The 22,427-nt window shown below is 64.6% G+C and carries 22 protein-coding genes; 19 read left to right on the top strand and 3 right to left on the bottom strand.

Features of this window, described 5'->3' with window-relative positions:
* Positions 1-66 precede the first annotated feature (66 nt).
* The 5 genes from F562_RS0109865 to F562_RS0109845 all read left to right on the top strand — a co-directional run bounded on the left by F562_RS0109865 (position 67) and on the right by F562_RS0109845 (position 5,789).
* Positions 67-927 (top strand): FAD binding domain-containing protein, encoded by an 861-nt coding sequence (locus F562_RS0109865; RefSeq protein ID WP_018156793.1) that lies wholly within the window; start codon positions 67-69, stop codon positions 925-927.
* Entirely contained in the window at positions 920-1,531 is a 612-nt protein-coding gene (locus tag F562_RS0109860) for a (2Fe-2S)-binding protein (RefSeq protein ID WP_018156792.1), read from the top strand. Before F562_RS0109865 ends, F562_RS0109860 begins: the two co-directional genes overlap by 8 nt.
* The gene (locus tag F562_RS0109855) at positions 1,528-3,918 is read left to right on the top strand and encodes a xanthine dehydrogenase family protein molybdopterin-binding subunit (protein ID WP_018156791.1); all 2,391 of its coding nucleotides are present in this window, start codon (positions 1,528-1,530) and stop codon (positions 3,916-3,918) included. The genes F562_RS0109860 and F562_RS0109855 overlap by 4 nt, the downstream gene beginning before the upstream one ends.
* Positions 3,919-3,927: 9 nt before the next feature.
* The gene (locus F562_RS0109850) at positions 3,928-4,545 is read left to right on the top strand and encodes an SRPBCC family protein (protein WP_018156790.1); all 618 of its coding nucleotides are present in this window, start codon (positions 3,928-3,930) and stop codon (positions 4,543-4,545) included.
* 101 nt (positions 4,546-4,646) lie between these two features.
* Positions 4,647-5,789, top strand: coding sequence for an FAD-dependent monooxygenase (locus F562_RS0109845; RefSeq protein ID WP_018156789.1), 1,143 nt, complete (start codon positions 4,647-4,649; stop codon positions 5,787-5,789).
* 51 nt (positions 5,790-5,840) lie between these two features.
* Here F562_RS0109845 and F562_RS0109840 read toward each other — a convergent pair whose 3' ends face one another.
* A complete protein-coding gene (locus tag F562_RS0109840; RefSeq protein WP_018156788.1) occupies positions 5,841-6,383 on the bottom strand; it encodes a MarR family winged helix-turn-helix transcriptional regulator in 543 nt (180 codons plus the stop codon).
* A 187-nt stretch (positions 6,384-6,570) separates the two neighbouring features.
* Here F562_RS0109840 and F562_RS0109835 point away from each other — a divergent pair, with 187 nt between their 5' ends.
* The 5 genes from F562_RS0109835 (at position 6,571) to F562_RS0109810 (ending at position 11,917) form a co-directional block, all read left to right on the top strand.
* A complete protein-coding gene (locus F562_RS0109835) occupies positions 6,571-7,593 on the top strand; it encodes an ABC transporter substrate-binding protein (protein ID WP_018156787.1) in 1,023 nt (340 codons plus the stop codon).
* A 16-nt stretch (positions 7,594-7,609) separates the two neighbouring features.
* Complete coding sequence (locus F562_RS0109830; protein WP_051080216.1) at positions 7,610-8,461, top strand: ABC transporter ATP-binding protein; 852 nt, start codon at positions 7,610-7,612, stop codon at positions 8,459-8,461.
* Positions 8,461-9,312, top strand: coding sequence for an ABC transporter permease (locus tag F562_RS0109825; protein ID WP_018156785.1), 852 nt, complete (start codon positions 8,461-8,463; stop codon positions 9,310-9,312). The genes F562_RS0109830 and F562_RS0109825 overlap by 1 nt, the downstream gene beginning before the upstream one ends.
* A 64-nt stretch (positions 9,313-9,376) precedes the next feature.
* A complete protein-coding gene (locus F562_RS0109820) occupies positions 9,377-10,783 on the top strand; it encodes an amidohydrolase family protein (RefSeq protein WP_018156784.1) in 1,407 nt (468 codons plus the stop codon).
* 213 nt (positions 10,784-10,996) lie between these two features.
* Positions 10,997-11,917: an NADP-dependent oxidoreductase gene (locus F562_RS0109810; protein ID WP_018156782.1), complete on the top strand. Its 921-nt coding sequence runs from the start codon at positions 10,997-10,999 to the stop codon at positions 11,915-11,917.
* Here F562_RS0109810 and F562_RS0109805 read toward each other — a convergent pair whose 3' ends face one another.
* A complete protein-coding gene (locus F562_RS0109805; protein WP_018156781.1) occupies positions 11,918-12,604 on the bottom strand; it encodes a TetR/AcrR family transcriptional regulator in 687 nt (228 codons plus the stop codon). It abuts the gene before it with no gap.
* A 65-nt stretch (positions 12,605-12,669) separates the two neighbouring features.
* Between F562_RS0109805 and F562_RS0109800 the strand changes: the two genes are divergently transcribed.
* The 5 genes from F562_RS0109800 to F562_RS0109780 all read left to right on the top strand — a co-directional run bounded on the left by F562_RS0109800 (position 12,670) and on the right by F562_RS0109780 (position 16,771).
* Positions 12,670-13,425, top strand: coding sequence for an SDR family oxidoreductase (locus tag F562_RS0109800; RefSeq protein ID WP_018156780.1), 756 nt, complete (start codon positions 12,670-12,672; stop codon positions 13,423-13,425).
* Between the two features lie 101 nt (positions 13,426-13,526).
* Positions 13,527-14,684: an iron-containing alcohol dehydrogenase gene (locus tag F562_RS0109795; RefSeq protein WP_018156779.1), complete on the top strand. Its 1,158-nt coding sequence runs from the start codon at positions 13,527-13,529 to the stop codon at positions 14,682-14,684.
* A gap of 27 nt (positions 14,685-14,711) precedes the next feature.
* Positions 14,712-15,503, top strand: a complete 792-nt coding sequence (locus F562_RS0109790) for a putative hydro-lyase (protein ID WP_026181169.1) — start codon at positions 14,712-14,714, stop codon at positions 15,501-15,503.
* Between the two features lie 4 nt (positions 15,504-15,507).
* Complete coding sequence (locus F562_RS0109785) at positions 15,508-15,873, top strand: TraR/DksA family transcriptional regulator (RefSeq protein ID WP_018156777.1); 366 nt, start codon at positions 15,508-15,510, stop codon at positions 15,871-15,873.
* Positions 15,874-15,985: 112 nt separating this feature from the next.
* Positions 15,986-16,771, top strand: a complete 786-nt coding sequence (locus tag F562_RS0109780) for a GNAT family N-acetyltransferase (protein ID WP_018156776.1) — start codon at positions 15,986-15,988, stop codon at positions 16,769-16,771.
* On the opposite strand, the gene F562_RS0109775 is transcribed toward F562_RS0109780, so the two are convergent.
* The gene (locus F562_RS0109775; RefSeq protein WP_018156775.1) at positions 16,768-17,796 is read right to left on the bottom strand and encodes a LacI family DNA-binding transcriptional regulator; all 1,029 of its coding nucleotides are present in this window, start codon (positions 17,794-17,796) and stop codon (positions 16,768-16,770) included. The genes F562_RS0109780 and F562_RS0109775 overlap by 4 nt on opposite strands.
* Before the next feature lie 123 nt (positions 17,797-17,919).
* On the opposite strand from F562_RS0109775, the gene F562_RS0109770 reads away from it, so the two are divergent.
* The 4 genes from F562_RS0109770 (at position 17,920) to F562_RS0109755 (ending at position 22,415) form a co-directional block, all read left to right on the top strand.
* Positions 17,920-19,344, top strand: coding sequence for a purine-cytosine permease family protein (locus F562_RS0109770; protein ID WP_018156774.1), 1,425 nt, complete (start codon positions 17,920-17,922; stop codon positions 19,342-19,344).
* Positions 19,341-20,960, top strand: coding sequence for an amidohydrolase (locus tag F562_RS0109765; RefSeq protein ID WP_018156773.1), 1,620 nt, complete (start codon positions 19,341-19,343; stop codon positions 20,958-20,960). Before F562_RS0109770 ends, F562_RS0109765 begins: the two co-directional genes overlap by 4 nt.
* A 229-nt stretch (positions 20,961-21,189) precedes the next feature.
* Complete coding sequence (locus F562_RS0109760) at positions 21,190-21,681, top strand: hypothetical protein (RefSeq protein WP_018156772.1); 492 nt, start codon at positions 21,190-21,192, stop codon at positions 21,679-21,681.
* A gap of 161 nt (positions 21,682-21,842) precedes the next feature.
* Positions 21,843-22,415, top strand: a complete 573-nt coding sequence (locus F562_RS0109755; RefSeq protein ID WP_156822610.1) for a hypothetical protein — start codon at positions 21,843-21,845, stop codon at positions 22,413-22,415.
* Positions 22,416-22,427: the final 12 nt, after the last annotated feature.

The following is a 22,427-nucleotide window of genomic DNA, read 5'->3' as shown; positions in this document are numbered from 1 at the left end:
GCGACGGAAGAGTATGGCTGAAGAGGAAGCGGAGCGCTTCGCGCCGACATCGCCTGGGGTCGGGGCATGAAACCGGCGCCCTTCGACTACGTCGCACCGATGACATTGGACGAGGCCCTGAACGCCTTGGCCGCTGAGCGTGACGTCAAGGTTTTGGCTGGCGGTCAGTCCCTGATCCCGGTGATGAATCTGCGGATGGGTCACCCGGAGGTCCTCGTCGACATTTGCCGCATCGAGCAGTTGCGGCGACTCGAGATCGATGACGAGGGGCATCTGCATGTTGGAGCGGGCGTACGGCAGGCGGCAGTGCTAGCCGATGAGCAGGTCGGTGCCCGATGGCCCCTGCTGCAGGCGGCGCTCAGCCACATCGGCCACCCCCAGATCCGCAGCCGCGGCACCGTGTGCGGCAGTATCGCGCATGCCGACTCGGCGGCTGAGCTTCCCGCTGCCGCGGTGGCCCTCGACGCCACGGTCGTCGCGGTCTCGCGGCGGGGCGAGCGGAAGATCGCGGCCAGGGACTTCTTCGTGGGGCCGTTCATGACGACGCTAGAAGAGGATGAATTGGTGACCGAGGTGACCTTTCCCAGCGCCGCGCGTGGCTGGGCGTTCGAGGAGTTCGCTACTCGCCGTGGCGACTTCGCGACGGCTGGGGTGGCCGTCGCTATGGACGGCGCGGGGGCAGCGATCGACTCCTGCCGCGTGGTCTTTTTCGGCGTCGCCGGGACTCCGGCGCGGAGTCAGGCCGCTGAGGCAATGCTCACCGGCGGACCATTAAACGACGACAACCTGAGGGCTGCCGTGGCCAAGGTCGCCACCGAACTCGACCCCCCTGATGACGTCCACGCGGCCGGAGCCTTTCGCATCGAGATCGCCGGCCGACTCGCAACTTCTGCGATCACGACTGCCTGGGAGCGCTGCTGTGCCTGAGATCCGTGACTCCATCGTCCGGCCGCCCCGCTGGGATGCCGACTTGCCGCCGTTGGCCGAGCCTTCGACCTGGCACGAAATTGGGCTGGAAATCAACGGCCAGCCCGTGCGGGCCATGGTCGAGTCGCGGCTCCTGCTGGTCGACTTCCTTCGTCATCGCCTCCGGCTCACCGGCACCCACGTCGGGTGTGAGCAGGGTTCATGTGGGGCGTGCACCGTGATCATTGATGGGCACGCCTCGCGATCCTGCCTCGCCTTCGCCGTCCAGGTCGATGGCGCCAGCATCCGCACGGTGGAGGACTTGGCACCCGGCGATGCTCCGCTGACCGACCTGCAGCGCGCCTTCCACGAGGAGCACGGGATGCAATGCGGCTTCTGCACCCCAGGATTCCTGATGTCGTTAGCTTCGCTTGAGGGCGAGGATGATCTCGACGAGACTGCGGTCACCGAACAACTTGACGGCAACCTGTGTCGGTGCACCGGCTATCTCAACATCAAGAAAGCGGCTTGTCGTGCGCTCCTCGGCGGCGCCGAAGACGCCGCGCCGCCCTGTTCGTCCGACCGCAGCGCTGAGGAAAACAACACCCAGGACGGATCACGATGAGCATGTACGGATCCGGCGCCGCGATCGGTGACGGCATTCTCGGGCGCAGCGTGCCCCGCGTCGAGGACGAACGTCTGCTCCGTGGCCAGGGGCGTTTCGTCGATGACCTCCGGGTCGACGGTGCACTCGAGGTCGCGTTCTTGCGCAGCCCGGTGGCCCACGCGCACATCACCCGCATCGACATCGCTGCCGCCCGTGCGTCGCCAGGCGTGGTCGCGGTGTACGACGGAGCACAGATCGCAGCACGTGTCGAACCGCTGGTCAACACCGAGGAGCTGCGCATCCCGGAGGGCATCTTGAACCAGCTCGATCCGATAGTGCGGGTTCAGCCCAGCCCCCTGCTCGCTGTCGACGAGGTGGTCTACGTCGGGCAGCCGGTGGCCATGGTGATCGCCGAGTCTCGTTATCTCGCAGAAGACGCACTCGAGTTGATCGAAGTTGAGTACGACAACCTCCCGGCCGTTCTTGACCCGGAAGCCGCACTGGCTGACGACGCCCCCAAGGTGCTCACCGACGCCGAAGACAACATCGGTCTCCAGGTTGCCCACGGAAAGGGTGACGTCGACGCAGCGTTCGCGCAGGCTGCGGTGGTCGTCTCTGAGACGTTCGCTTCCCAGCGATATGTCGCCTCGCCGATGGAATGCCGTGGGATGCTCGCCTCCCATGATCCCTTCACCGGGGCGTTGACGATCTGGTCCAACACCCAGACTCCGCACCGGGTGCGCAATCACCTAGCGTCCTCCCTGGAACTAGACCCGGAGTCGGTGCGCGTCGTGTCCGTAGACGTTGGTGGTGGGTTTGGTCAGAAGGGCATCCTCATCGTCGAGGAGGTTCTCGTCCCCTTCGCTGCCCACGACCTGGGCCGACCGGTCCGCTGGCAGGAAGACCGCAACGAGAATCTGATGGCGGGCACGCACGCCCGCGAGCAGGTGCACCACGTCGACATCGCTGCCGACGCGGAGGGTCGGATCCTCGGGTTGCGGGATCGCATGATCGTCAACCTGGGCTCGCGCAATATGGTCGGCCTGGTCGTGCCCTACAACTCGCTGGCCCACCTGATGGGCCCCTACAAGGTGCCTACGTTGGAGGTCGTTGCGGTCGGGGCGTTGACGCACACCATGTGCACTGCGCCGTATCGCGGTGCCGGCCGCCCCGAGGTGACCTTCGCGATGGAGCGAGCCATCGATAGATTGGCCGTCGCACTGGACATGGACCCTTGGGAGGTTCGGCGCCGTAATGTCGTTCGTCCTGAGGAGATGCCCTACCTGACCGGGATCCTGGACCGACGTGGAGAGCCGCAGGAGTACGACTCCGGCGACTACCCGCAGATGCTCGATCGGATTCGCGACCTGGTCGACTTGTCGGGTTTTCGTGAGCGTCAAGTCGCTGCGCGCGCCGATGGCCGCCACCTCGGAATCGGCTTCTCGATGTATCTGGAGGCCACCGGTCTGGGGCCCTTCGAAGGCGGCAAGGTGACGGTGCTTCCCTCGGGTCGGGTTCGGGTGCACACCGGTGCTCCTTCCCAGGGGCAGGGCCACCGCACGACATTCGCGCAGATAGCCGCGGCAGCGCTAGGAGTTCGGGTCGAGGACGTTGAGGTGGTTGCCGGCGACACCTCTGACGTTCCGTTTGGAGTCGGCACCATGGCTAGCCGGGCGCTGGTGACGGCCGGGAACGCGATCCATCAGGCTGCCGTCCTCGTCAAGGAGCGGATCCTCACGGCCGCCGCCGAGTTGCTGGAGATCGATTCCGGCAAGCTCGACCTCGTCGACGGAAGGGTTCGCGTGGCCGGTGCGCCCGAGCAGACGCTCAGTTTGGCCGAGGTGCTGCGCTCGCTGCCCATGCGGGCGCATGCCGATGGGCGTGACTCGTTGTCGGAGACGTCGTACTTCCAGCCTCCGAACTACGCGACCTCCTCAGGCCTGCATGCGGCCGTGGTCGATGTCGATATCCACACCGGGCGGGTTGAGATTGAGGACTACGTCGTCGTCCACGAGGCTGGTCGGATCGTGAATCCGATGATTGCCGACGCTCAGATCGTGGGCGGTGTCGTGCAGGGCTTAGGTGGGGCGCTCCTTGAGCATATGCAATACGACGATGCGGGTCAGCCTGTGACGACAACCTTCATGGACTACCTGATCCCCACCGCCACCAGCGTTCCCGACGTGCGGCTCGACGAGATTTCGTGTCCCAGCCCGACGAACACACTGGGCGTCAAAGGGCTCGGCGAAGGGGGTGCCGTCGGTCCGCCGGCGGCGATTGCCAACGCTGTCGAGGACGCGCTGCGCCCGTTCGGCGTCGTCGTGCGATCGTGCCCGCTGACGCCCGCCCGGGTGCGCGAACTCGTGCGCTCGGCCGCCGGAACCACTATGGATGCGAAGGAATAGGAAGCGATCGTGCAACTGACTAATGAGTTCTGCATCCCGGCCGGAGTTGACCAAGCATGGGCGGTGCTGACCGACCTGTCTCGGGTGGTGCCCTGCCTGCCAGGAGCCTCGCTGGACGCTCTAGACGGACCCGACTTCACCGGACAAATGGCGGTCAAGTTGGGGCCGATGAGCCTCAAGTACGCCGGGTCCGGCACGCTGCATCCCGACGAGCAGGCGAGGCGGATCATCGTGGTCGCGACAGGCGGCGAGCAGCGTGGTGGCGGCAGCGCCGAAGCGACGATCAGTGCGACGCTGTCGGCTGCGGGCGCGACCACAACCCAGGTCCGCGTCGAGACGGACCTGGCCTTGTCTGGGCGGCCTGCTCAGTTCGGCCGCGGCATCATGATGGAGGTCGCTGGCCGGATGCTTGACTCCTTTGCGACTAATCTCGCCTCCGAGTTGAGCTCGGCGCCTGCAGGGGAGGCGGTCGCCCGCGCAGACGAGGTCTCACAGCCGGTTGCGCGAACGGCTGCAGAGCCCCTCGACCTCGGCAATATCGGTCTGGTTCCGGCGCTGAAGCGGGCTGTTCCGGTGGCCGCCGTGGTGGTCGTTGGGGTGGCGATCTGGCGACTGCGTCGCCGCTGAGCGAGCGCCGTAAAAGCCGCACAGGGGACTCTTGACGGGGTAGGTTGTCCCAACTATGTTAGGCCTTATAAATCAAGGCCTAACAGGAATGGTGGGATGAGATGCACGGTGCGGTTGCAGTGGTCGGTGGAGGCATCGGAGGTCTGGTGGCAGGCATTGCGCTGGCACACGCTGGCCAATCGGTTCGGGTCTTCGAACAGGCGCCGCAGTTCGCGCGAGTGGGTGCTGACATCAACCTCACCCCGAACGCGGTACGCGCGATCGATGGCCTGGGTGCCGATCTCGGCGCTGCCCTGAGGCGTTCTGCTGCTCGACCCACATTTCGGATCAGCCGCACCTGGGACACCGGTGAGGAGACCTCCCGGCTGGAGATGGGCAATGTCGCCGAGGAGCGCTATGGGTCACCGCAACTGACCTTGCACCGCGCCGACCTGCTGACGGCGCTAGAGCGGGTTGTTCCCCAGAAGTCGTTGCGTCTCGGTGCTCGACTGACCGATCTCGCCGAGGATGCCGACGGTGTCACCCTCCGGTTCGCGGACGGCAGCGAGGCCCGCGCCGATGTTGTCGTCGGTGCCGATGGCATCCACTCGGCGGTCCGTCATGCCATCTTCGGTGAGGAAAGCCCGGAGTTCACCGGCGTTGTGGCCTTCCGCGCCGTGGTGCCGATCGAGCGTTTGGCCGGACTGCCCAACCTCGGGGCGTTCACCAAATGGTGGGGCCCGAATCCGGAGACTCAGATCGTCACCTTCCCACTCAACGAGGGGCGGGATATTTTTATCTTCGCTACCGCGCCGCAGGACTCGTGGACCGAGGAATCCTGGACGGCCCCCGGCGATGCCGATGAATTGCGGGCCATGTATGCCGATTTCCACCCTGAGGCTCGGGGGCTGCTCGATGCGGTGGACGAGGTCCTCAAGTCCGCGCTCTATGTCCGCGACCCGCTGCCCACCTGGTCGACCGATCGCATCACTCTTCTCGGCGATGCCTGTCATCCGATGATGCCGTTCATGGCGCAAGGGGCAGGTCAGGCGATCGAAGACGCGGTCGTGCTCTCGCGCGCGCTCACCGAACTCGATGCGCCGATCGCCGATCGACTGCACGCCTATCAGTCCGTGCGTCTCGATCGCACGTCCCGTATCCAGATCGGCTCGCGCGGCAATGAATGGCTCAAAGAGGCCGGTAGTGGCGACTGGGTCTACGGGTATGACGCCTGGGCGACGCCCCTGGCCGGTGGCACGGCCTGAGCATGAGGTCGACGGAGCGCTAGTGGCTCCTCAGTGATGTCGTCGGACAGGTCACCAATCGGACTGAGTCTGGCTCGGGTGGCGGGTGGACTCGCGGCGTACGGAATCGGCGAGTTTGTGCAGTAGCCGAGCCAGTTCGGCCTGCTCGCGGGAGGTCAGCTCCGCCATCATCCGTTGCTCGAGTGCGATGTGCTCCTCGAAGATCGCATCGATGCGGTCGCGCCCCTCATCGGTGAGTTCTGCGTGGACCTGACGCCGGTCGCCGTCAGTTCGCACCCGGCGGACGAGTCCGTCACGTTCGAGATTGTCCAGGCGCAGGGTCACGGCGCTCGATGTCAGCAGTGAGGACGCCGCCAGTTCGCCAACGGTCTTGCGGTACGGCTTCCCGGAGCGGCGCAGGCTCGCCAGCACGTCGAACGCGGCGACGCTCAGCCCGTGCCGTTCGTGGAGGTGTGCGGTCGCGGCGCGTTGTAGAGGCTGGAGGCGGTTGATGCGTCCGAAGACGCCGATGCTTGACGCGTCCACCTCGGGTCGCTCGATGTGCCACTCGCTGATGATCCGATCGACTTCGTCGCCGGCGTTGACTTGCTTCATCGCCTGTTCCACTCCTCGCTTGCTCTGTGTTGATCCAGGACGTCGGGTCTTCTGGTTCACGTCTCCATCTGCCTTGGCATGCGGCGTCGGACCATAACGACCAGCAAAGCCTATTGACAATGATTATATAAGCACTAATATTTCAAGGACTCACGAAGGTTGGGCGTTCCCTGGAAGGCGGACATCGATGTTCAAGCGAGCAATCGCTGGCCTCGCGGCCTGCGGCCTGATGGCTGGCATGGCGGCTTGCGGTAGCAGCCCAAAGGCGGGAGTGGACGCGGACGGAAGGTCTGAGCTCATTGTCGCGCTGCCCTTCGCTAGCTGTTTGGCCTGGTGGCCGTTCTACACGGCTAAGGCACAAGGGTTCTACGACGACGCCAAAGTAGCGCCGAAGTTCGAAGGGCTCGACGGCTCGGCGGCGGCGATCCAGGCCACCCTGAGCGACAAGGCAGATGTCGCCGTGAGCGCGCCCGACAACTATCTGAGTGCAGCCGCCGAAGGTGCACCGGTCACCGGGTGGTTTTCCCTCTATCAGAAGCAGGCGTTCTACCTGGTGACGCCTACGAACTCTGGCATCAAGGATCTGAAAGGCCTGAAGGGCAAGACCGTCGGGATCAGTACTCCAGGTGGCGGCGACGTGACCTATGCCGAGTCCGTCCTGGCGATGTCTGGGCTCACCAAGGACAAGGACTACAAGGAGCTCGCAGTCGGTGATGGTGGCTCGGCGGCCAGCGCGTTGAAGAAGAAGTCAGTTAATGCCTACTCGGCTTCCTACTTCGACCTGGAGGTTATCAAGGCCTCTGGAGTAGACGTCAACATCTTGGAGAGCGAGGACTACCCCGACGTCGTGGGCCAGTTGCTGGTGTCGACCGATCGGTGGCACGAAGCCAACCCGGAGGTCGTCAAGAACTTCGGCAAGGCCGTAGCCAAAGGGTGGGCGTGGGGCCTGGCCAATCGGAACAAGATCGTGGACGTCTGCGCCAAGTACGCGCCAGACGAGACCAAGGACCGCGCCTTCGCGCAGGTCATCGTGAACAGGGTCGCCGACATCGTCACGCTGCCCGAATCAGCGCGGGGGCGCTATGGCTTCATCGACGAGGGCGACTGGGCCGGGTATCGCGACCTACTGATTGATCTCAAGATCGTGCCCGAGGGTGCCAGCGAGGTGGGTGTCGACAACGATGACGTCGCCGCCTGGAACAAGAAATGACAGGGATGTGAGCGCGATGACAGAACATTTCGCAGCAGGCGCCTCCGGCGGAGTCGATGCTGACCTGACGGCCGTGAAGGTTCAGGATCTGGTGCGCACCTTCACGAGTCGTGGCGAGACCGTGCATGCGCTCGGACCGGTTTCCCTTGAGGTCGAGCGCGGGGAATTCATAGCTCTGCTCGGGCCATCCGGCTGCGGCAAGACCACCTTGCTTAATGTGGTCGCCGGGCTGTTGGCGCCCTCGTCCGGCATTGTCGAGGTGCATGGCCAGGCCGTGGCAGGCGTCCCCGACGACGTGGGCATGATGTTCCAGCGCGCTGTCCTGCTTCCTTGGCGCACGATCGTAGAAAACGTGCTGTTGCCGATCGAGTTGGCCGAAGGCAAGCGGGCCGCTCGCGCTGCCACAGATCGGGCGAACGAGTTGCTGGACATGGTCGGGTTGAGCGGATTCGCCAGTCGAATGCCGAACGAACTCTCGGGCGGTATGCAACAACGTGCGGCCATCTGCCGGATGTTGATTCGCGATCCGCAACTGCTGTTGCTCGATGAACCGTTCGGCGCGCTGGACGAGTTCACCCGGGAATACATGAATGTCGAGTTGCTCAAGATCACTGCTGCCGTAGGCAGCACGGCGCTCTTCGTCACGCACAGCATCACCGAAGCGGTCTTCATGGCCAACCGCGTCGTCGTGATGAGCGCCCGCCCGGGGCGCATCGCAGGGGTCGTCGACGTCGACCTACCCGCCGACCGCGACGCCGAGATCGTCACCTCCGAAGAGTTCCAGACCTACGTCCGCCGGGCTCGTGACCTGCTCAAGGTCGGCCATGACCAAGCCGCGGGAACGCCGAGCGCGAAGGAAGCAAACTGATGAGCGCGACCAGCAAGCGCCCTGCTCGGGCAGGCGGCGCCCTCGATGCGCGGACGCCCTATCTCGAACGGATCCCTGGTTGGTTCCTCGTCACTGTCTCCCTGGTCGTACTCGTGGGCATCTGGCAACTCGTCATCTCGGTCGGGCTAGTCTCCGAGTTTGTGTTGCCTTCGCCTGGCGCCACGGCTGCAGCGCTTCTCGACCTCAGCAAGGATCTCGTCTCCGGGGGGCAGACATGGGACAACTTCCTCGTCACGGTCACCGAGACGCTGATCGGTCTCGCTCTGGCCGCTGTGGTCGGGGTCGCCCTGGGTGTGTTGATCGCCGAGACGGTGTTTGGCCGCAAGGTGATCCAGCCGCTCATGATCGCGCTCTACGCCGCGCCGAAGGTCGCGCTGGCCCCACTGTTTGTCGCCTGGTTCGGTTTCGGCCTGACTCCGAAGGTTGTGATGGCGGCTACTATCGCGTTCTTCCCGGTCATGGTTGACACTGCCGCCGGCTTGGCTGGCGTCGACGAGGAGCAGGACAAGTTGTTCCTCGTCACTAAGGCCAACAGGGTGCAGCGATTCTTCAAGCTCAAGCTCCCCACAGCCCTCCCGTTCATCTTTGCGGGACTCAAGAGCGCCGCAGTGCTGTCGATCATTGGTGCGATCGTCGCCGAGTTCATGGGCGGTGGGGCGGGCCTAGGAGTGATGGTTAAGACCGCCAGTGTGAGCTTCGCACTGGACCGGGTCTTCGCCCTGATCGTGTTGCTCTCCGTGTTGGCGTTCCTCATCTACCTCGCAGTCGACCTAGTCGAGCGCAAGGTCGTGCACTGGCGCTCGACAGGGTTCTTGCCTACCGAATCGTAGAGAGATCGTGCCGATGGTTGGGGACACACACGACGCCCAGCACTACCGACCTTCACGTACTCCCGTGTCTACGGTGCCGGTGCGGGACGACGCCGAGACGCTGGTCGAGTTGACCGGTTCGCCTGCGCGGCCGGTGCTGCTTCGCGGCGGGACGGTGTTGACTCAGGATGCCGCCCTGGGGAGTCTGGCTGTCGGCGATGTCCTCATCGACGAGGGCAGAGTCGCTCAGGTCGCACCCTGTTTGAGCGTTCCGGTCGACGCGGTGGTGATCGATGCCAGCGATCACATCGTCATGCCAGGTTTTGTGGACTCCCACGTGCATGCCTGGGAAGGGCAACTTCGCGGGACTGCGCCCCGGCTGAGTTTTCCCGAATACATGGCCTACACCCGGGCTGGGTATGCGCCGCACTACGCAGCGCACGATGTCTACACCGGAACGCTGGCGACCGCCATCGTGGCCCTCGACGGTGGCATTACGACCATCATTGACAACGCCTACAACAACCACACCCCAGATCACGGTGATGCCGCTGTCGAGGCCATGTGGGATTCGGGGATCCGCGCGGTCCATGCTTCCGGTGTGCTCGGCGACGGCGCGAACGCGCAACACTGGCCGCGTGACGTGCTTCGGCTGCGCGACAAGTACGGAACCAGCGACGAGGGGCGCCTGACATTTCGGCTCTTCGCCACCGAACCGAACGCTGATCTGTGGCGCTTCGCCAAGGATCACGACCTATGGGTCTCCACCGAGATGGGTAGTCACGTCCCAGCGTTGGACGCCTTACTCAAACAGTTGGACGACGATGGCCTGCTGACGCACCGCCATGCTTTCAACCACTGCTACGGAATGAGTGACGAGGTCTGGCGCCGTGTCGCCGACGCAGGCGTGGCGGTCAACATGTGCGCGCGTTCGGATGCTGCGTTTGGGCTTGGAAGCGGCTTCCCTGAGGTCGACGCCGCCCTCGGCGCAGGCATCCGACCAGGTCTGAGTGGCGACAACGAGTTGAGTTATGGCCTGAGCATGTTCACTGAGATGCAGGTGCTGCTCAGCGGGCATCGGGCCCGGTCCTTCGAACGGCAAGCGGCTGCGCCCTCGGCCATGGCGCCCTCGCATCTCAGTCCGGAGGACGTGCTCGAGTTCGCCACCGTGGGTGGTGCCCTTAATGCTGGCGTCGGGCATTGTCTTGGGACCTTAGCGCCGGGCATGGTGGCCGACGTGATCATGGTGCGGACCACCGACGTGAATACCGCGCCTGCATCCCACGCCGCGTCGACGATCACGTCGTTCGCTCACGCGGGCAACGTCGACACGGTGTTCGTCGGCGGAGACGTTCGAAAGTTCCGCGGCCAGCTGGTGGGCCACGATCTACCTGCGCTGCGCGCAGAGATCGTCGCGTCGCGTGATCGACTGATGGCCGCGCAAGACGTGCAGCATGATCGCCTAGCCGAACGGAGCGTACGTTCGAAGTGAAGGGCGAGTGCTGCGGTTTCGGCGTTCTCGAGGCTCACAAGGGCGATCGCTCAGCGGGCGACAACGACGGCACTTCAGCTCGCGCGATGAGCGAGGTCGTTGAGATGCCGGGGATTCGGGAGACCGGTGGGGTCGAAGTGCCGTAGTTGTCGCCGAATCACGACGCCGCGCACTGTGAGGAATGACCTCCTGGAGTGTGGCGTTGACCCGGTCATGCGAGCCATTAGCTATGACACATTCGGCGATAACGACGTCCTGCACGTCACCGACCAACCGGTCCCCAAAGTCGGGCCAGGTGAGGTCCGAATCCGGGTCACCGGAGCGGCCGTCAACCCGGTCGACTGGAAGCTCATGGCCGGCGGTTTGGATGCACTCATGGACGCCTCGTTCCCGGTCATTCCGGGCTGGGATGTCGCGGGTGTGGTTGACGCGGTAGGCCCGGACACCCCGGAGTTCGTCGAGGGTGATCGAGTCGCAGCTTATGCGCGCAAGCAGATCGTCTCAGCGGGCACCTTCGCGGAGTACGTCACGGTCATGGCCGACGCGGCTGCCGCCGTGCCGGGCGAGGTTGAGGACGATGTCGCTGCCGCCTTGCCGCTGGCGGGACTCACCGCGTTGCGGACTCTGGAAACCCTTGCCGTCGCGAAGGGTGACACCGTGCTGGTGCACGCAGCGGCTGGCGGTGTGGGTTTCCTCGCTGCCCAGTTGGCGGTTGCCGCTGGCGCACACGTGGTCGGTACGGCGTCCCAGGCAAACCACGCCAAGCTCAGCGCTATTGGCGTGACGCCGGTGACCTACGGCGAGGGTGTCGTGCAGCGCCTGCGTGAGATCGCGCCCGACGGCTTCGACGCGATTGCCGACCTGGTGGGCGGCGTCCTAGAGGAGAGCCTGGAGGTGCTGCGTGAGGATGGTCGCCTAGCGTCCATCGCAGACCCGACGGTGCAGGAGCATGGTGGCCGCTGGGTATGGGTACGCCCCGACGGCGAGCGTCTCGGAAACCTCTTGGACGAGGTTGCGGCTGGTCGGCTGCGGGTCGAGATCGATCGGACGTTCCCGCTTGAGCAGGTGGCGCAGGCGTTCGAGGTGAGCCAATCTGGTTCTGCGCGAGGCAAACTCGTTATTGAAGTGGCCTGACTAGCGGTTGTCTCGCGCCTCGAGCGTTCTCAGCCACTCGATCAGGAGTTGAGTCTGGGTGCTGCCCAGGACCTCGGGGCGGGCCGCCGCCATCTCGATGACCGTCGCCACCGGCGCCGCGGAGTGCCTATCGGTCCCGGTGATGGCCGCGATGGCACCCTCACGAACTGCCGCTGACAGGTTTGGATCTGGTGAGGCCATGATGATCTGTCGCAGGGTGACCCCGATGTTGGTCACCAGAATGTGCGCTGCGGCTTGCTCTGATGTCACCACGAGGCGACCCTGGTCGGCGGCACGCGCGGTCAACCCGCGCAGGATGTCACTCGGGCGAGACTGGGCTGCGGGGGAATGGCCGGGCTGGATCTTGCCGTACATCAGCGTGTAGAAACCCGGATTGGCTAGGCCGAACGCCACGTGTGCATCCCACCCGGACCGGATGTCCTGGATGGGGTCGCCGGAGGTCTCCATGGCGGCTTTTTCGCCGAGATAGAGGTCGAAGCCGTGCTCGACGACGGCGTCGATGAGCCCCTGCTTGGACCCGAAGAAGTGGTAGAGCGTCGGCATCTTGACGCCGACCGCGTCGCAGACTGCGCGCAGGGAGAAGTCCTCACCCGGTGACGCCGCGATCAGGTCAGCCGCGGCCGCGATCAGGCGCTCACGTGTATCACTTGTCGGCTCTCCTATCACGATGCTACGTTAGCGCATGTAGCGTAGAGATATTGCTACATATCGACGATACGGAAGAGAGCTTCATGTCTGAGCACACGCTCAACGGAAAGAACGTCCTCATCGCGGGCGGCGCAAAGAACCTCGGCGGGCTCATCGCGCGCCAGGCGGCAGAAGCGGGGGCCAATGTCGCGATCCATTACAACTCTGAGTCCAGCGAGCCCGCCGCGCAGGAGACGCTGGCGGCGGTCCAGGCCGCTGGCGGCACAGGTGTGATTCTTCAAGGTGACCTCACGGTTCCTGCCACTGTTGCCCGCGTGTTCGCCGACGCCGCGGCAGCGATCGGCACGATTGATATCGCGGTCAACACGGCAGGCAAGGTGCTGCGCAAGCCGATTCTGGAGACCACCGAAGACGAGTACGACTCGATGTTCGACATCAACTCCAAGGCCGCGTACTTCTTCATCCAGGAGGCCGGAAAGAACCTCGCTGACGGCGGAAAGATCATCACGATCGTGACGGCACTGCTGGGCGCATTCACCGATGGCTACTCCACGTACGCGGGCGGCAAGTCGCCGGTGGAGCACTTCACCCGGGCGGCCGCCAAGGAGTTTGCCGACCGTGGGATCTCGGTCACTGCGGTGGCTCCTGGTCCTATGGACACGCCGTTCTTCTATGGCCAGGAGACGCCCGAGCGCGTTGAATTCCACAAGTCGCAGGGAATGGGAAACCAACTCACCCAGATCGAAGACATCGCTCCCATCGTCCGGTTCCTGGCGTCCGAGGGCTGGTGGGTCACCGGTCAGACGATCTTCGCTAATGGCGGCTACACCACCCGCTGACTTTTCTGCGGCGGGCGACGAGGTTGCTGGTCCCACCACCGCGGCCCGCGGTGGTGGGACATACTTCGTGACGAGCCTTTCGGTCCGTCTGAGGAGTCCAGATGAGCACAATCACCCTGTCGCGCCATCTCCGGGTCGGTGGAGGAGCGACGGCTGAACTGCCAGAGCTTCTCACGACCCTCGGCGCCGCCCGTCCGCTCATCGTGACCGACGCCTACCTCGTCTCGACTGGACTGATCGCGAAGGTGTCCGAGAGCTTGGTCGCGGCGGGGTTTGAGGTCGCGGTTTTTGACAGAACTGTGCCCGACCCGACGACGGACTCTCTGGATGCTGGCGTCGACGCGGTGCATGCGCATCGCGCCGACCTCGTGGTCGGCATCGGTGGGGGCAGTCCGATGGACACGGCAAAAGCCTTGGCACTGCTGGCAGTTCAGGGTGGAAGCATGCGTGACTACAAGGCGCCAACAGTTAATATCGGCCCGGCCCTTCCTGTTGTCGCGGTGCCGACCACAGCGGGTAGTGGTTCTGAGGCCACCCAGTTCTCCATCATCACCGAGAGCGCTACCGACGAGAAAATGTTGTGCGCTGGCCCGGCATTCTTGCCCATTGGGGCGGTTGTCGATTTCGAGCTCACGGTGTCGATGCCGGCACGGTTGAGCGCTGACACTGGTATTGACGCGCTGACCCACGCAGTGGAGGCCTACGTCTCGCGCAAGGCCAACCCGTTTGCTTCGGGGATGGCACTGCAAGGGATCCACGCGATCGGTAAGAACTTGCGCACGGTCTATGCCGACGGGACCAACCGCGATGCACGCGAAGCCATGATGCTCGCGGCTACTCAAGCGGGAATCGCCTTCTCCAACTCCAGTGTTGCGCTCGTGCACGGAATGAGTCGACCGATTGGCGGCCACTTCCACGTTGCCCACGGGCTATCCAACGCCATGCTGTTTCCGGCCGTCACAGAGTTCTCGCTCGAGATGGCGACCAGCCGCTATGCGGACTGTGCCCGAGCCTATGGATGTGCCACCGACGCGGAACCAGACGAGCACGCAGCCGAGGCTTTGGTGGCCGAACTGCGTACCCTCAACGTCGACCTCGAGGTGCCCACGCCGCTGGCGTACGGCATCGATCGCCAGGTCTGGACCGAACGTCTCCCGCTGATGGCCGAGCAGGCGCTCGCTTCTGGTTCGCCGGGAAACAATCCACGAGTGCCGAGCGCCGAGGAGATCGTATCGATCTACACCGCCATCTTCGGCTAGCCGCCTGCTGGAGTGAGGACACTGAGCATGGGTTCAACTGACGTCGCCAGTGCGGTCTGGCAAAGATGCCGTACTGGCGAATTCACAGGACCAACAACGGGTTTGGCGCCCGGGTACGTTCAGGCCAATCTTGCGATCCTGCCTCGGGCGGATGCGTTTGACTTCCTGCGGTTCTGTCAGCGCAATCCGAAGCCGTGCCCGATTGTTGAGGTGACCGATGTCGGTGACCCCGTGCCGCACCTGACGTCGCCTGGCGCAGATCTGCGCACGGACCTTCCCCGTTACCGGGTCTACCGTGGCGGCGAGTTGGTAGCTGAGCCGACCGACCTGCTCGACGTGTGGCGCGACGACCTCGTCTCATTCCTCATTGGATGCAGCTTCACCTTCGAGCACGGACTGCTTGAGGCCGGAGTACCGGTGCGCCACCTCGAGGCTGGCCGGAACGTGCCGATGTATCGCACGAACCAACGGTGCATACCGGCAGGCCGCTTCGACGGTCCGCTCGTGGTGTCGATGCGGTCGATCCCGGCCGACCTGGTGTCCCGTGCCGTGACCGTGTCGGCGACTCGCCCCGACGTACATGGAGCGCCGATCAGCATTGGCTCACCTGAAGCGCTCGGAATTGCAGACGTGAACCATCCAGAGTGGGGCGACCCGCCCGTGGTGGAGCCTGGTGACATCCCTGTTTTCTGGGCGTGTGGGGTGACTCCGCAAGCCGTGGCTCTTGAGGCGCGACCTGAGTTGATGATCACGCATGCGCCAGGGCACATGTTCGTGACCGGTATCGCGACCACGCCTTCATCAGTCGAGCCACACTGAGGCCATGGATACCGACGCAGCTCTTCAGGCGTTGGAGGCAAAGCGCGCCGAGGCGATCGAGCGGCTACGCGGCCTTGATGCCTCGTTCGCTGACATCGTCGAGTCAGCTCGGGACAGCAATCTTGATGACGAGCATGACACCGAAGGCACCACGATCGCAGCCTCGCGCGCGCAAGTGGCCGCCCTTGCTTCGGCAGCTCGCTTGCAACTAGAGGCGATTGACGACGCGATGGGTCGACTAAGCCGAGGCGAGTACGCACACTGTGCCGCCTGTGGCGAGGCCATCGACCCGGCGCGGCTCCTCGCCCGACCCACGACGTCCTGGTGCCTGGAGTGTGCTCGCGCCCGAGGTTCGCGTGCGCGTCGTTAAGCAGGATGTCTCCCCACCCGTCGCGCGATCTCATCAGCGCAGCAATTTCTAGCCGCAGGAAGCCAATTCGGCTGGACACACGACATATCGGTGAGCCAGGCTGCGCCTTGTGATGAACCCCGGTGACCTGTTGGCGGCGTACGACCAGCAATTGCGCACGGTGGCCGCAGAGTCGCCCAGCGCCCTGTCAATGACCACGATTGGCCCATTGCGGCTGGCGACCTATCTGAATGGGCGTGGTCGCATCACGTATCGCGATCTCGGCGGCGCTGACCGCGCGCAAGTCGCGGATCTGGTCGCCGCCGCGGTCAAGCACTGTGCTGACGATGCCTCGCTCAACAGAGTCGAATGGAAGACTCGAGGGCACGACCACGCGCCTGGCCTGGAGAACGCGCTGACCACCGCCGGATTCCTGGCTGACGAGCCGGAGTCGATCATGATCGGTGAGGCGCACCAGTTGGCCGTCGACGTTCCGCTGCCGGATGGGGTGACTCTCCGGAGGATCCACCAGGAGCGCGATGTTCGGGAGATGGAGGAGATGCTGAGTTCAGTCTTCGGGGGACCCTCGCTCGCCGACGAACTCCTGATGCAGCTTGAGCAGGATCCCTCCATTGAGCTTTGGGTAGCGGAGGCAAACGGGCAAATGGTCTGTGCCGGCCGCCTGGAGCCGGTTGAAGGAACATGCTTCGCCGGAATCTGGGGAGGTGCGTCCTTGCCGGCGTGGAGGGGTCAGGGAATCTACCGGGCGCTGACGGCCGCACGGGCACGATCGGCACTTGCCGCTGGCAAGACGCTGATCAACAGCGACTCCACCGAATTCTCCCGGCCCATTTTGGAGCAATCGGGCCTCGTCAAGGTGTCGACCACGACGCCGTACTTCTGGAGCCGCGAGCCCTAAGCCGAGACGTCGTCGTCGAGACTCCTCGAGCTATCGCGCTGAACCAGCACACCTACGCCAGGGCGGTGCACTGGCATGGGTGTCCCGCGAAGGTGGGCTAGAAGGGCCGCGATGGCGCGCTCGGCGAGAACTTCCGGCTCGAGATCAATGGTCGTGATCGGGATGTGCGCATCGCGTACGGGAGCGCATTCCACGCCCGCGACCACCTGAACTCGCTCGGGCACCCGAATGCGACGCTCACGAAGGTGTCGGAGTACCCCGACCGCGTGTGGCCCTTGCAGCGCGTAGATCGCATCGGGCGGGTCAGCGCGTGCCATTAGGGCCTTGCCCGCTGTGAGCCCGCTGCGTTCGCCGCCGTACGCACGTCGGGCCTCGACAATGACCTCCTGTCCGCGCTCGCGGGCCCACTGGGTGTAGGTGCGGATGGTTTGCAGATTCCACTCGTTGCGTGCGGTGCCCACCACGATGGCGACGCGTCGAGCGCCGCGTTCGACCAGGTGATCGAGGCCAAGTCGGGTGAGGCGAGGCGTCTCGATATCGACGTACGGCGCCCGTGCGGCACCACCAGGGACGCGACCGACCGTGAGATAGGGAATGCCGCTGCCCTCAAGCAACGTGATTAGCGGGTCGTCCTCGACGGGCTCGGTCACCAGGAAGGCATCGGTGGCCAGCGTCGAGCCGGAGGCGTGCGGTCCAGAGGGATCGGCGACCAACATCAGTGCGTAACCCGTCTCAAGGCTGGTCATCGCCGCAGCGCCGGAGAACCGGATGAAGTAGTCAAGTCCGTCGCCAGCCTCTCGCAGACCGGGTAGCCCTCGAACGACGAGGGAGACGATTGGAAGGCGTTCGCCTTGGGCCGCACGTACGAGGACGTCGGGGCGGTACCCGAGGCGTTCGGCCACCTCAAAGACACGACGCCTGGTGGCAGCCGCGACCGACCCTCGGCCCGAGAAGGCGTGTGACACCGTCGTCACGGACACGCTCGCCTGCGTTGCGACGTCGTGGATCGTGGCTCGTCGACTCACCGACCCATCATGGACGAGCCAAACAAGTTTGGTCCTGTCTGCTCAAGAAAACGCCCAACGCCGCGCGCCGGTCTGGGAACGTAACCGACGCCGACGCTATCGCCGGCGGACAAGGACGGGCCCATGACCCAGCAAGCAGGTATCGAGCAACACGGAATCGACATCATCCCCGACGCGGAGCGCGGTGGCGAGCCTCGATCGCTCTTCGCTGTATGGGTGGCACCGAACGTCAACTATCTCTCCATTGTGGTGGGCGCGACCTTGATTGTCCTGGGACTCGAACTGTGGCAGGCGTTGCTGGTCAGCGTGGTCGGCAGTCTCTTCTCTGGATTCTGTGGTGTCGTAGCCGTCAGCGGGCCACCATCAGGGACGTCCAGTCAGGTAGTGAGCCGTGCGATGTACGGCATCCGCGGCAACAGGATCGCCATCGCGCTGAATGGCTGGTTCGTGTCGGTCTGCTACATCGCGCTGAACTGGGCAGCCGCCTCGACCGTGGGCTTCAGCCTGGTGGAGCGGATGGGTGTTGAAACATCGAACCCGGTGAAGATCGTCGTCATCCTTGCCGTTGCCGGAGCGACCACCCTGATCTCGGTCTACGGCCAAGGCACGATCCTGCGTCTTTATCCGGTGCTCTCGACAGTGCTTTCCGCAGTCTTTGCCGTGGTGGTCGCGATTATCGCTCTCAACAGCGACTTCGGTTTCAGCCAGCCAGAGCCGCTTGAAGGCACTGCGCTCTGGGCGGCACTCACCGCCGGACTCACGCTCGTGGCGTCGAGCCCGATGTCGTATACGAACAGCTCAGACTTTGCGCGCTATCTTCCCCGGTCGGTGAACCCGCGTGCCGTGGCGTTCTGGACCGCATGGGGGAGCTTCATCCCCAGCGTGGTGTTGGTGAGCGCGGGCGCGCTCGGTGCGACGGTGGTCGATATGGGGGACCCGCAGGCTGGTCTGAGCACGATCGTGCCCTCGGCGCTCTTGGTGCTCTTCCTCATGGGCGTCATCGCCTCAACACTGTCCAACAATGCCCTGACGACCTACAGCGCGGGGCTCGCCCTGCAAAGCGTTGGCGTCCCGACCTCGCGTCCGGTGGCGGTCCTGATCTCCGCCGCTTGCGCGGTCTCGATGACGACGTACGCACTGCTCATCGGGAACTTCCTGGAGACAGTCGGCAGCATGATGTCGCTGCTGGTCGTCCTCGTGGGGCCAATCATGACCGTCTATTCCATCGACATCCTGATGCGGCACAACAGGTATGACGGTGACGCGCTCAGCGTTGTCGGTCGTCGGTCTGCCTTCTGGTACTCCGGGGGAGTCAATATTGCGGGTGCAATAGCGATTCTGGTGCCTGGCGGGTTGGCTCTTTTGTGCGCGTCGACTCCGGTCTACACCGGGCCGATCGCGCAGGCCCTCGGCGGCGTAGACCTTTCGCTGGCGGTGGGGATCCTCGGGTCGGCGGGAATCTACTTCGGCCTCACGCGTTGGCTCTACGGAATGCCGTTGGACGCGTCCAGACCAGCCGATCTCGAAGAAGAAGGAATCTCGGTATGACCGTCCGCTACGTCCGCGGCCGAATTTTCACCGCAGATCCAGAAAACCCTTGGGCCACAACGCTTGTCGTCGGCAAAGACGGGCGACTTGCGCACGTCGGGGACGGGGATTCTCCACCACAGCCGGGCGATGAGGTCGTTGACCTAGCCGGTGCGGTCGTGTTGCCCGGAATCATCGATGCCCACACCCACCTGATCTATCTGGGCCGGTCCCTGACCGAGGTCGCGCTCGTGGATGCCCGAGACCTTGCCGACATTCAAAGCCGGGTTCGGGCCGCGGGACAGAAGAACCCAAACGCTGCGCGTATATGCGGTAACGGGTGGCTCTACACCGCGCTCGGGGGGAGAGCACCCATCCGGGAACTGCTCGACGAGGTACTTCCTGACCGTCCGGTATACCTCTCGGCCAACGATCAACACTCCGCCTGGCTCAACACCGCCGCGCTCGCTGAGCTCGGCATCGACGATGAGACCCCGGACCCGGTCGATGGCACCATCGAACGCGATCAATCCGGCCACGCGACCGGGCTGCTGATCGAAGGCGCGATGCAGACGTTGATGCGGCGATCGCTCGAGACATCGATGACCGAAGCCGATCATGAGGCTGCCATGGCTGCGGCACTTGACGCATACACCGCCGCTGGGGTGACCGGTGTCGTCGACATGGGGCTGGATGAGACGAGTTTGAGCGCGCTCGAGCGACTTTTGGCCAAGGACGCACTACCCATTCGGGTCAGTGGCCACTGGCTGGTGCATCGCACGGGCGACGAAAGGGCTGACCTGGCTCAGGTCGACATCGCACGCCAACACGCTCTTCGGATTGACCACCCGCGGCTGCGGGTGCTCGGGATCAAGGTCAAGACCGACGGGGTGATCGATAGTTGTACGGCGGCAATGAAGGCGCCCTTTGCCGATGGCCGTCATCCGGCACCCATCTGGGATCGGGCCTCGCTGACGCCGGTGATCGAGGCGGCTCACCGGGCCGACTTGCAGATCGCAATCCACGCGATTGGTGATGAGGCATCTGACGTGGCACTCGATGTGCTGGAGGGTTTAGAGCAGGCAGGCGGCGGAGCGGGTGCGTGCCGTCGTGACCGGCTCGAGCACTTGGAGACGGTCACGCCCGAGAACGTCGAGCGAATTGCCCGGCTCGGTGTGATCGCCTCGATTCAACCGGTGCACAGCGATCCAGCGATCCAGGAGAACTGGCGAGAAAGACTGGGTGATGAGCGGGTGAGCCGCGGCTATCCATGGGCGGAGTTGGTCTCGGCGGGCGCGACCATCACGCTGGGCTCAGACGCGCCAACCGCGCCCTACCAACCGCTACCCAACCTCTACATCGCCGCGACCCGCCGCTCAGCAATGAACCCGGGCCTTGAGGCGAACCTGGCGGAAAACTCATTCCCCCTTGAGGCGGCGATTGCCCATGCCACCGCAGACGCGGCGTACTCCTGCTGGAGCGAGAGCGTCACGGGTCGGCTCGCTCCGGGGATGTCTGCTGACTTCATTGTTCTGGACGCGGATCCGTTCCGCGACGGGCCGATTGCCCTGCGGGATGCCACCGTCGAATGCACGGTAGTTGAGGGCGTTCGGCTGGCCATGAAATGCCCATCGTGATGCGGACACCGGCTCGATGAAGCGCGAGAGTTCGAGCCGACCATGCCCATCCGGCGCGCGCATCATGGCGATCTCCACGGCGGGCCGAGGCGCAGGCGGAGAGAGCGGATAGACCAGGGGCGTCCCAAACCCCTACCAGCCCAGCAAACCTGTCACCGTTGTCACTGCCCGCTCGTCCCCGGCGCGGGTGCTGTCTCCGACGGGGAACCGCCCTTGAAAGGGGAGACTCATGAAGAACATCTCGAAGTCGCGTCGGCTGGCGTCGGTCGGTCTGGCGGCGATGGTGCTGGGGTCCGGCTTCGCGGCCAACCAGTCGGCCGGTGCGGCCGAGGCTGCAGTCGCTCAGGACAGCGCCCTGCCGAAGATCTTCCTGAAGACCGAAGCCGGTCAGCAGGAATTGGTCTCGTCCGATTACTGCTGGATACCGCAGGGCTGCTACTCCGGTGGCGGTCCGAGTGGAGAACTCCCCGTCCTGGAAGGCAAGGCGGCGCATATCTCGATTCCAGGCGTTGACTTCCGGGAGGTCACGCTGCAGATGGTCCCGATCTCCCCGGATGCCGATCGCAGCGGACTGCGGCGGGTGGACTCTGCAGCTGGCGGCGTCTACACCTTCCGGCCGATCAACCACGTGGGCACCTATGAGGCGACGGTGCTCGCCGTGAAGAACGCGCGTGAGGAGATTTACGCCAGCTTTACCTGGACTTTCCCGGCCAAGGGCTGACGCACCTGGCTCGTCTGCCCGGGGTGTAACGCACCAGGGCCGTCTGCCGATAGACCACGTGAAAGAGCCGCTTACTTGGACCCCCGAGCAAGTAAGCGGCTCTTTTCATGTCTCGAGGCACCTGGCTGCGGGCACGTGCATCGATCTGGCACTCTCGTGCGGTGGGGAAATCAGCACGAGATCCGGCCGACTACGACTCATGGCGTGCGTGGCAGGACGCCCGTGAGCAGGACGGCAAGATGCCAGTCATCGCCAAACCCGTGCCCTACGCCATCGCCGCAGCGTTGCTCCTTCTGGTGGTCACCTGGCGGATCGTTGACTACGTGGGCGGGACCCTCGGGGACGAGGTCACCCGATCAGGGACGGCGGTCATTTCGGGCGACTGCCGCCAGCCCGTCGGTGGCCGCTATCAATGCCCCGCACAGCTGTCCTGGGGAGGATCTGCTCGGGTGTGGTCGACGGAGCGACTTTCCGGGTCGGTCGAAGTGGAAGAGCGGACGTCCTTCCAACCCGACAGCGTCCGCCGTCGAAGCGCGACCAACCAGCCGCAGATCTGGGCGACCGAGCACACACCTGAGGCGAGACCGTGGCTTTTCCCTGTCGCGTACGGCACGGCCGGAATCCTCGGGATCGCCCTCGCGGGCATCGGGATCGTCTATGGCTCGCGCTGGGCGACGCGTCGATCACAGCAAACGTGGTCAGACGCGCGCCGTGCCGCCGGACGCAACACGTGACGCCCCAGGCGC

Source organism: Demetria terragena DSM 11295, from assembly GCF_000376825.1.
GTDB lineage: Bacteria > Actinomycetota > Actinomycetes > Actinomycetales > Dermatophilaceae > Demetria > Demetria terragena.
Note: the sequence above shows the minus strand (reverse complement) of the source record. Positions and strands in the feature narration are given on the sequence as shown.

Bases quoted from the DNA above. Each gene is read 5' to 3' on its own strand.
- F562_RS0109865 (WP_018156793.1), top strand. From the start codon at position 67: ATGAAACCGGCGCCCTTCGACTACGTCGCACCGATGACATTGGACGAG.
- F562_RS0109855 (WP_018156791.1), top strand. From the start codon at position 1,528: ATGAGCATGTACGGATCCGGCGCCGCGATCGGTGACGGCATTCTCGGG.
- F562_RS0109845 (WP_018156789.1), top strand. From the start codon at position 4,647: ATGCACGGTGCGGTTGCAGTGGTCGGTGGAGGCATCGGAGGTCTGGTG.
- F562_RS0109840 (WP_018156788.1), bottom strand. From the start codon at position 6,383: ATGAAGCAAGTCAACGCCGGCGACGAAGTCGATCGGATCATCAGCGAG.
- F562_RS0109835 (WP_018156787.1), top strand. From the start codon at position 6,571: ATGTTCAAGCGAGCAATCGCTGGCCTCGCGGCCTGCGGCCTGATGGCT.
- F562_RS0109830 (WP_051080216.1), top strand. From the start codon at position 7,610: ATGACAGAACATTTCGCAGCAGGCGCCTCCGGCGGAGTCGATGCTGAC.
- F562_RS0109825 (WP_018156785.1), top strand. From the start codon at position 8,461: ATGAGCGCGACCAGCAAGCGCCCTGCTCGGGCAGGCGGCGCCCTCGAT.
- F562_RS0109810 (WP_018156782.1), top strand. From the start codon at position 10,997: ATGCGAGCCATTAGCTATGACACATTCGGCGATAACGACGTCCTGCAC.
- F562_RS0109800 (WP_018156780.1), top strand. From the start codon at position 12,670: ATGTCTGAGCACACGCTCAACGGAAAGAACGTCCTCATCGCGGGCGGC.
- F562_RS0109795 (WP_018156779.1), top strand. From the start codon at position 13,527: ATGAGCACAATCACCCTGTCGCGCCATCTCCGGGTCGGTGGAGGAGCG.
- F562_RS0109790 (WP_026181169.1), top strand. From the start codon at position 14,712: ATGGGTTCAACTGACGTCGCCAGTGCGGTCTGGCAAAGATGCCGTACT.
- F562_RS0109785 (WP_018156777.1), top strand. From the start codon at position 15,508: ATGGATACCGACGCAGCTCTTCAGGCGTTGGAGGCAAAGCGCGCCGAG.
- F562_RS0109780 (WP_018156776.1), top strand. From the start codon at position 15,986: ATGAACCCCGGTGACCTGTTGGCGGCGTACGACCAGCAATTGCGCACG.
- F562_RS0109770 (WP_018156774.1), top strand. From the start codon at position 17,920: ATGACCCAGCAAGCAGGTATCGAGCAACACGGAATCGACATCATCCCC.
- F562_RS0109765 (WP_018156773.1), top strand. From the start codon at position 19,341: ATGACCGTCCGCTACGTCCGCGGCCGAATTTTCACCGCAGATCCAGAA.
- F562_RS0109760 (WP_018156772.1), top strand. From the start codon at position 21,190: ATGAAGAACATCTCGAAGTCGCGTCGGCTGGCGTCGGTCGGTCTGGCG.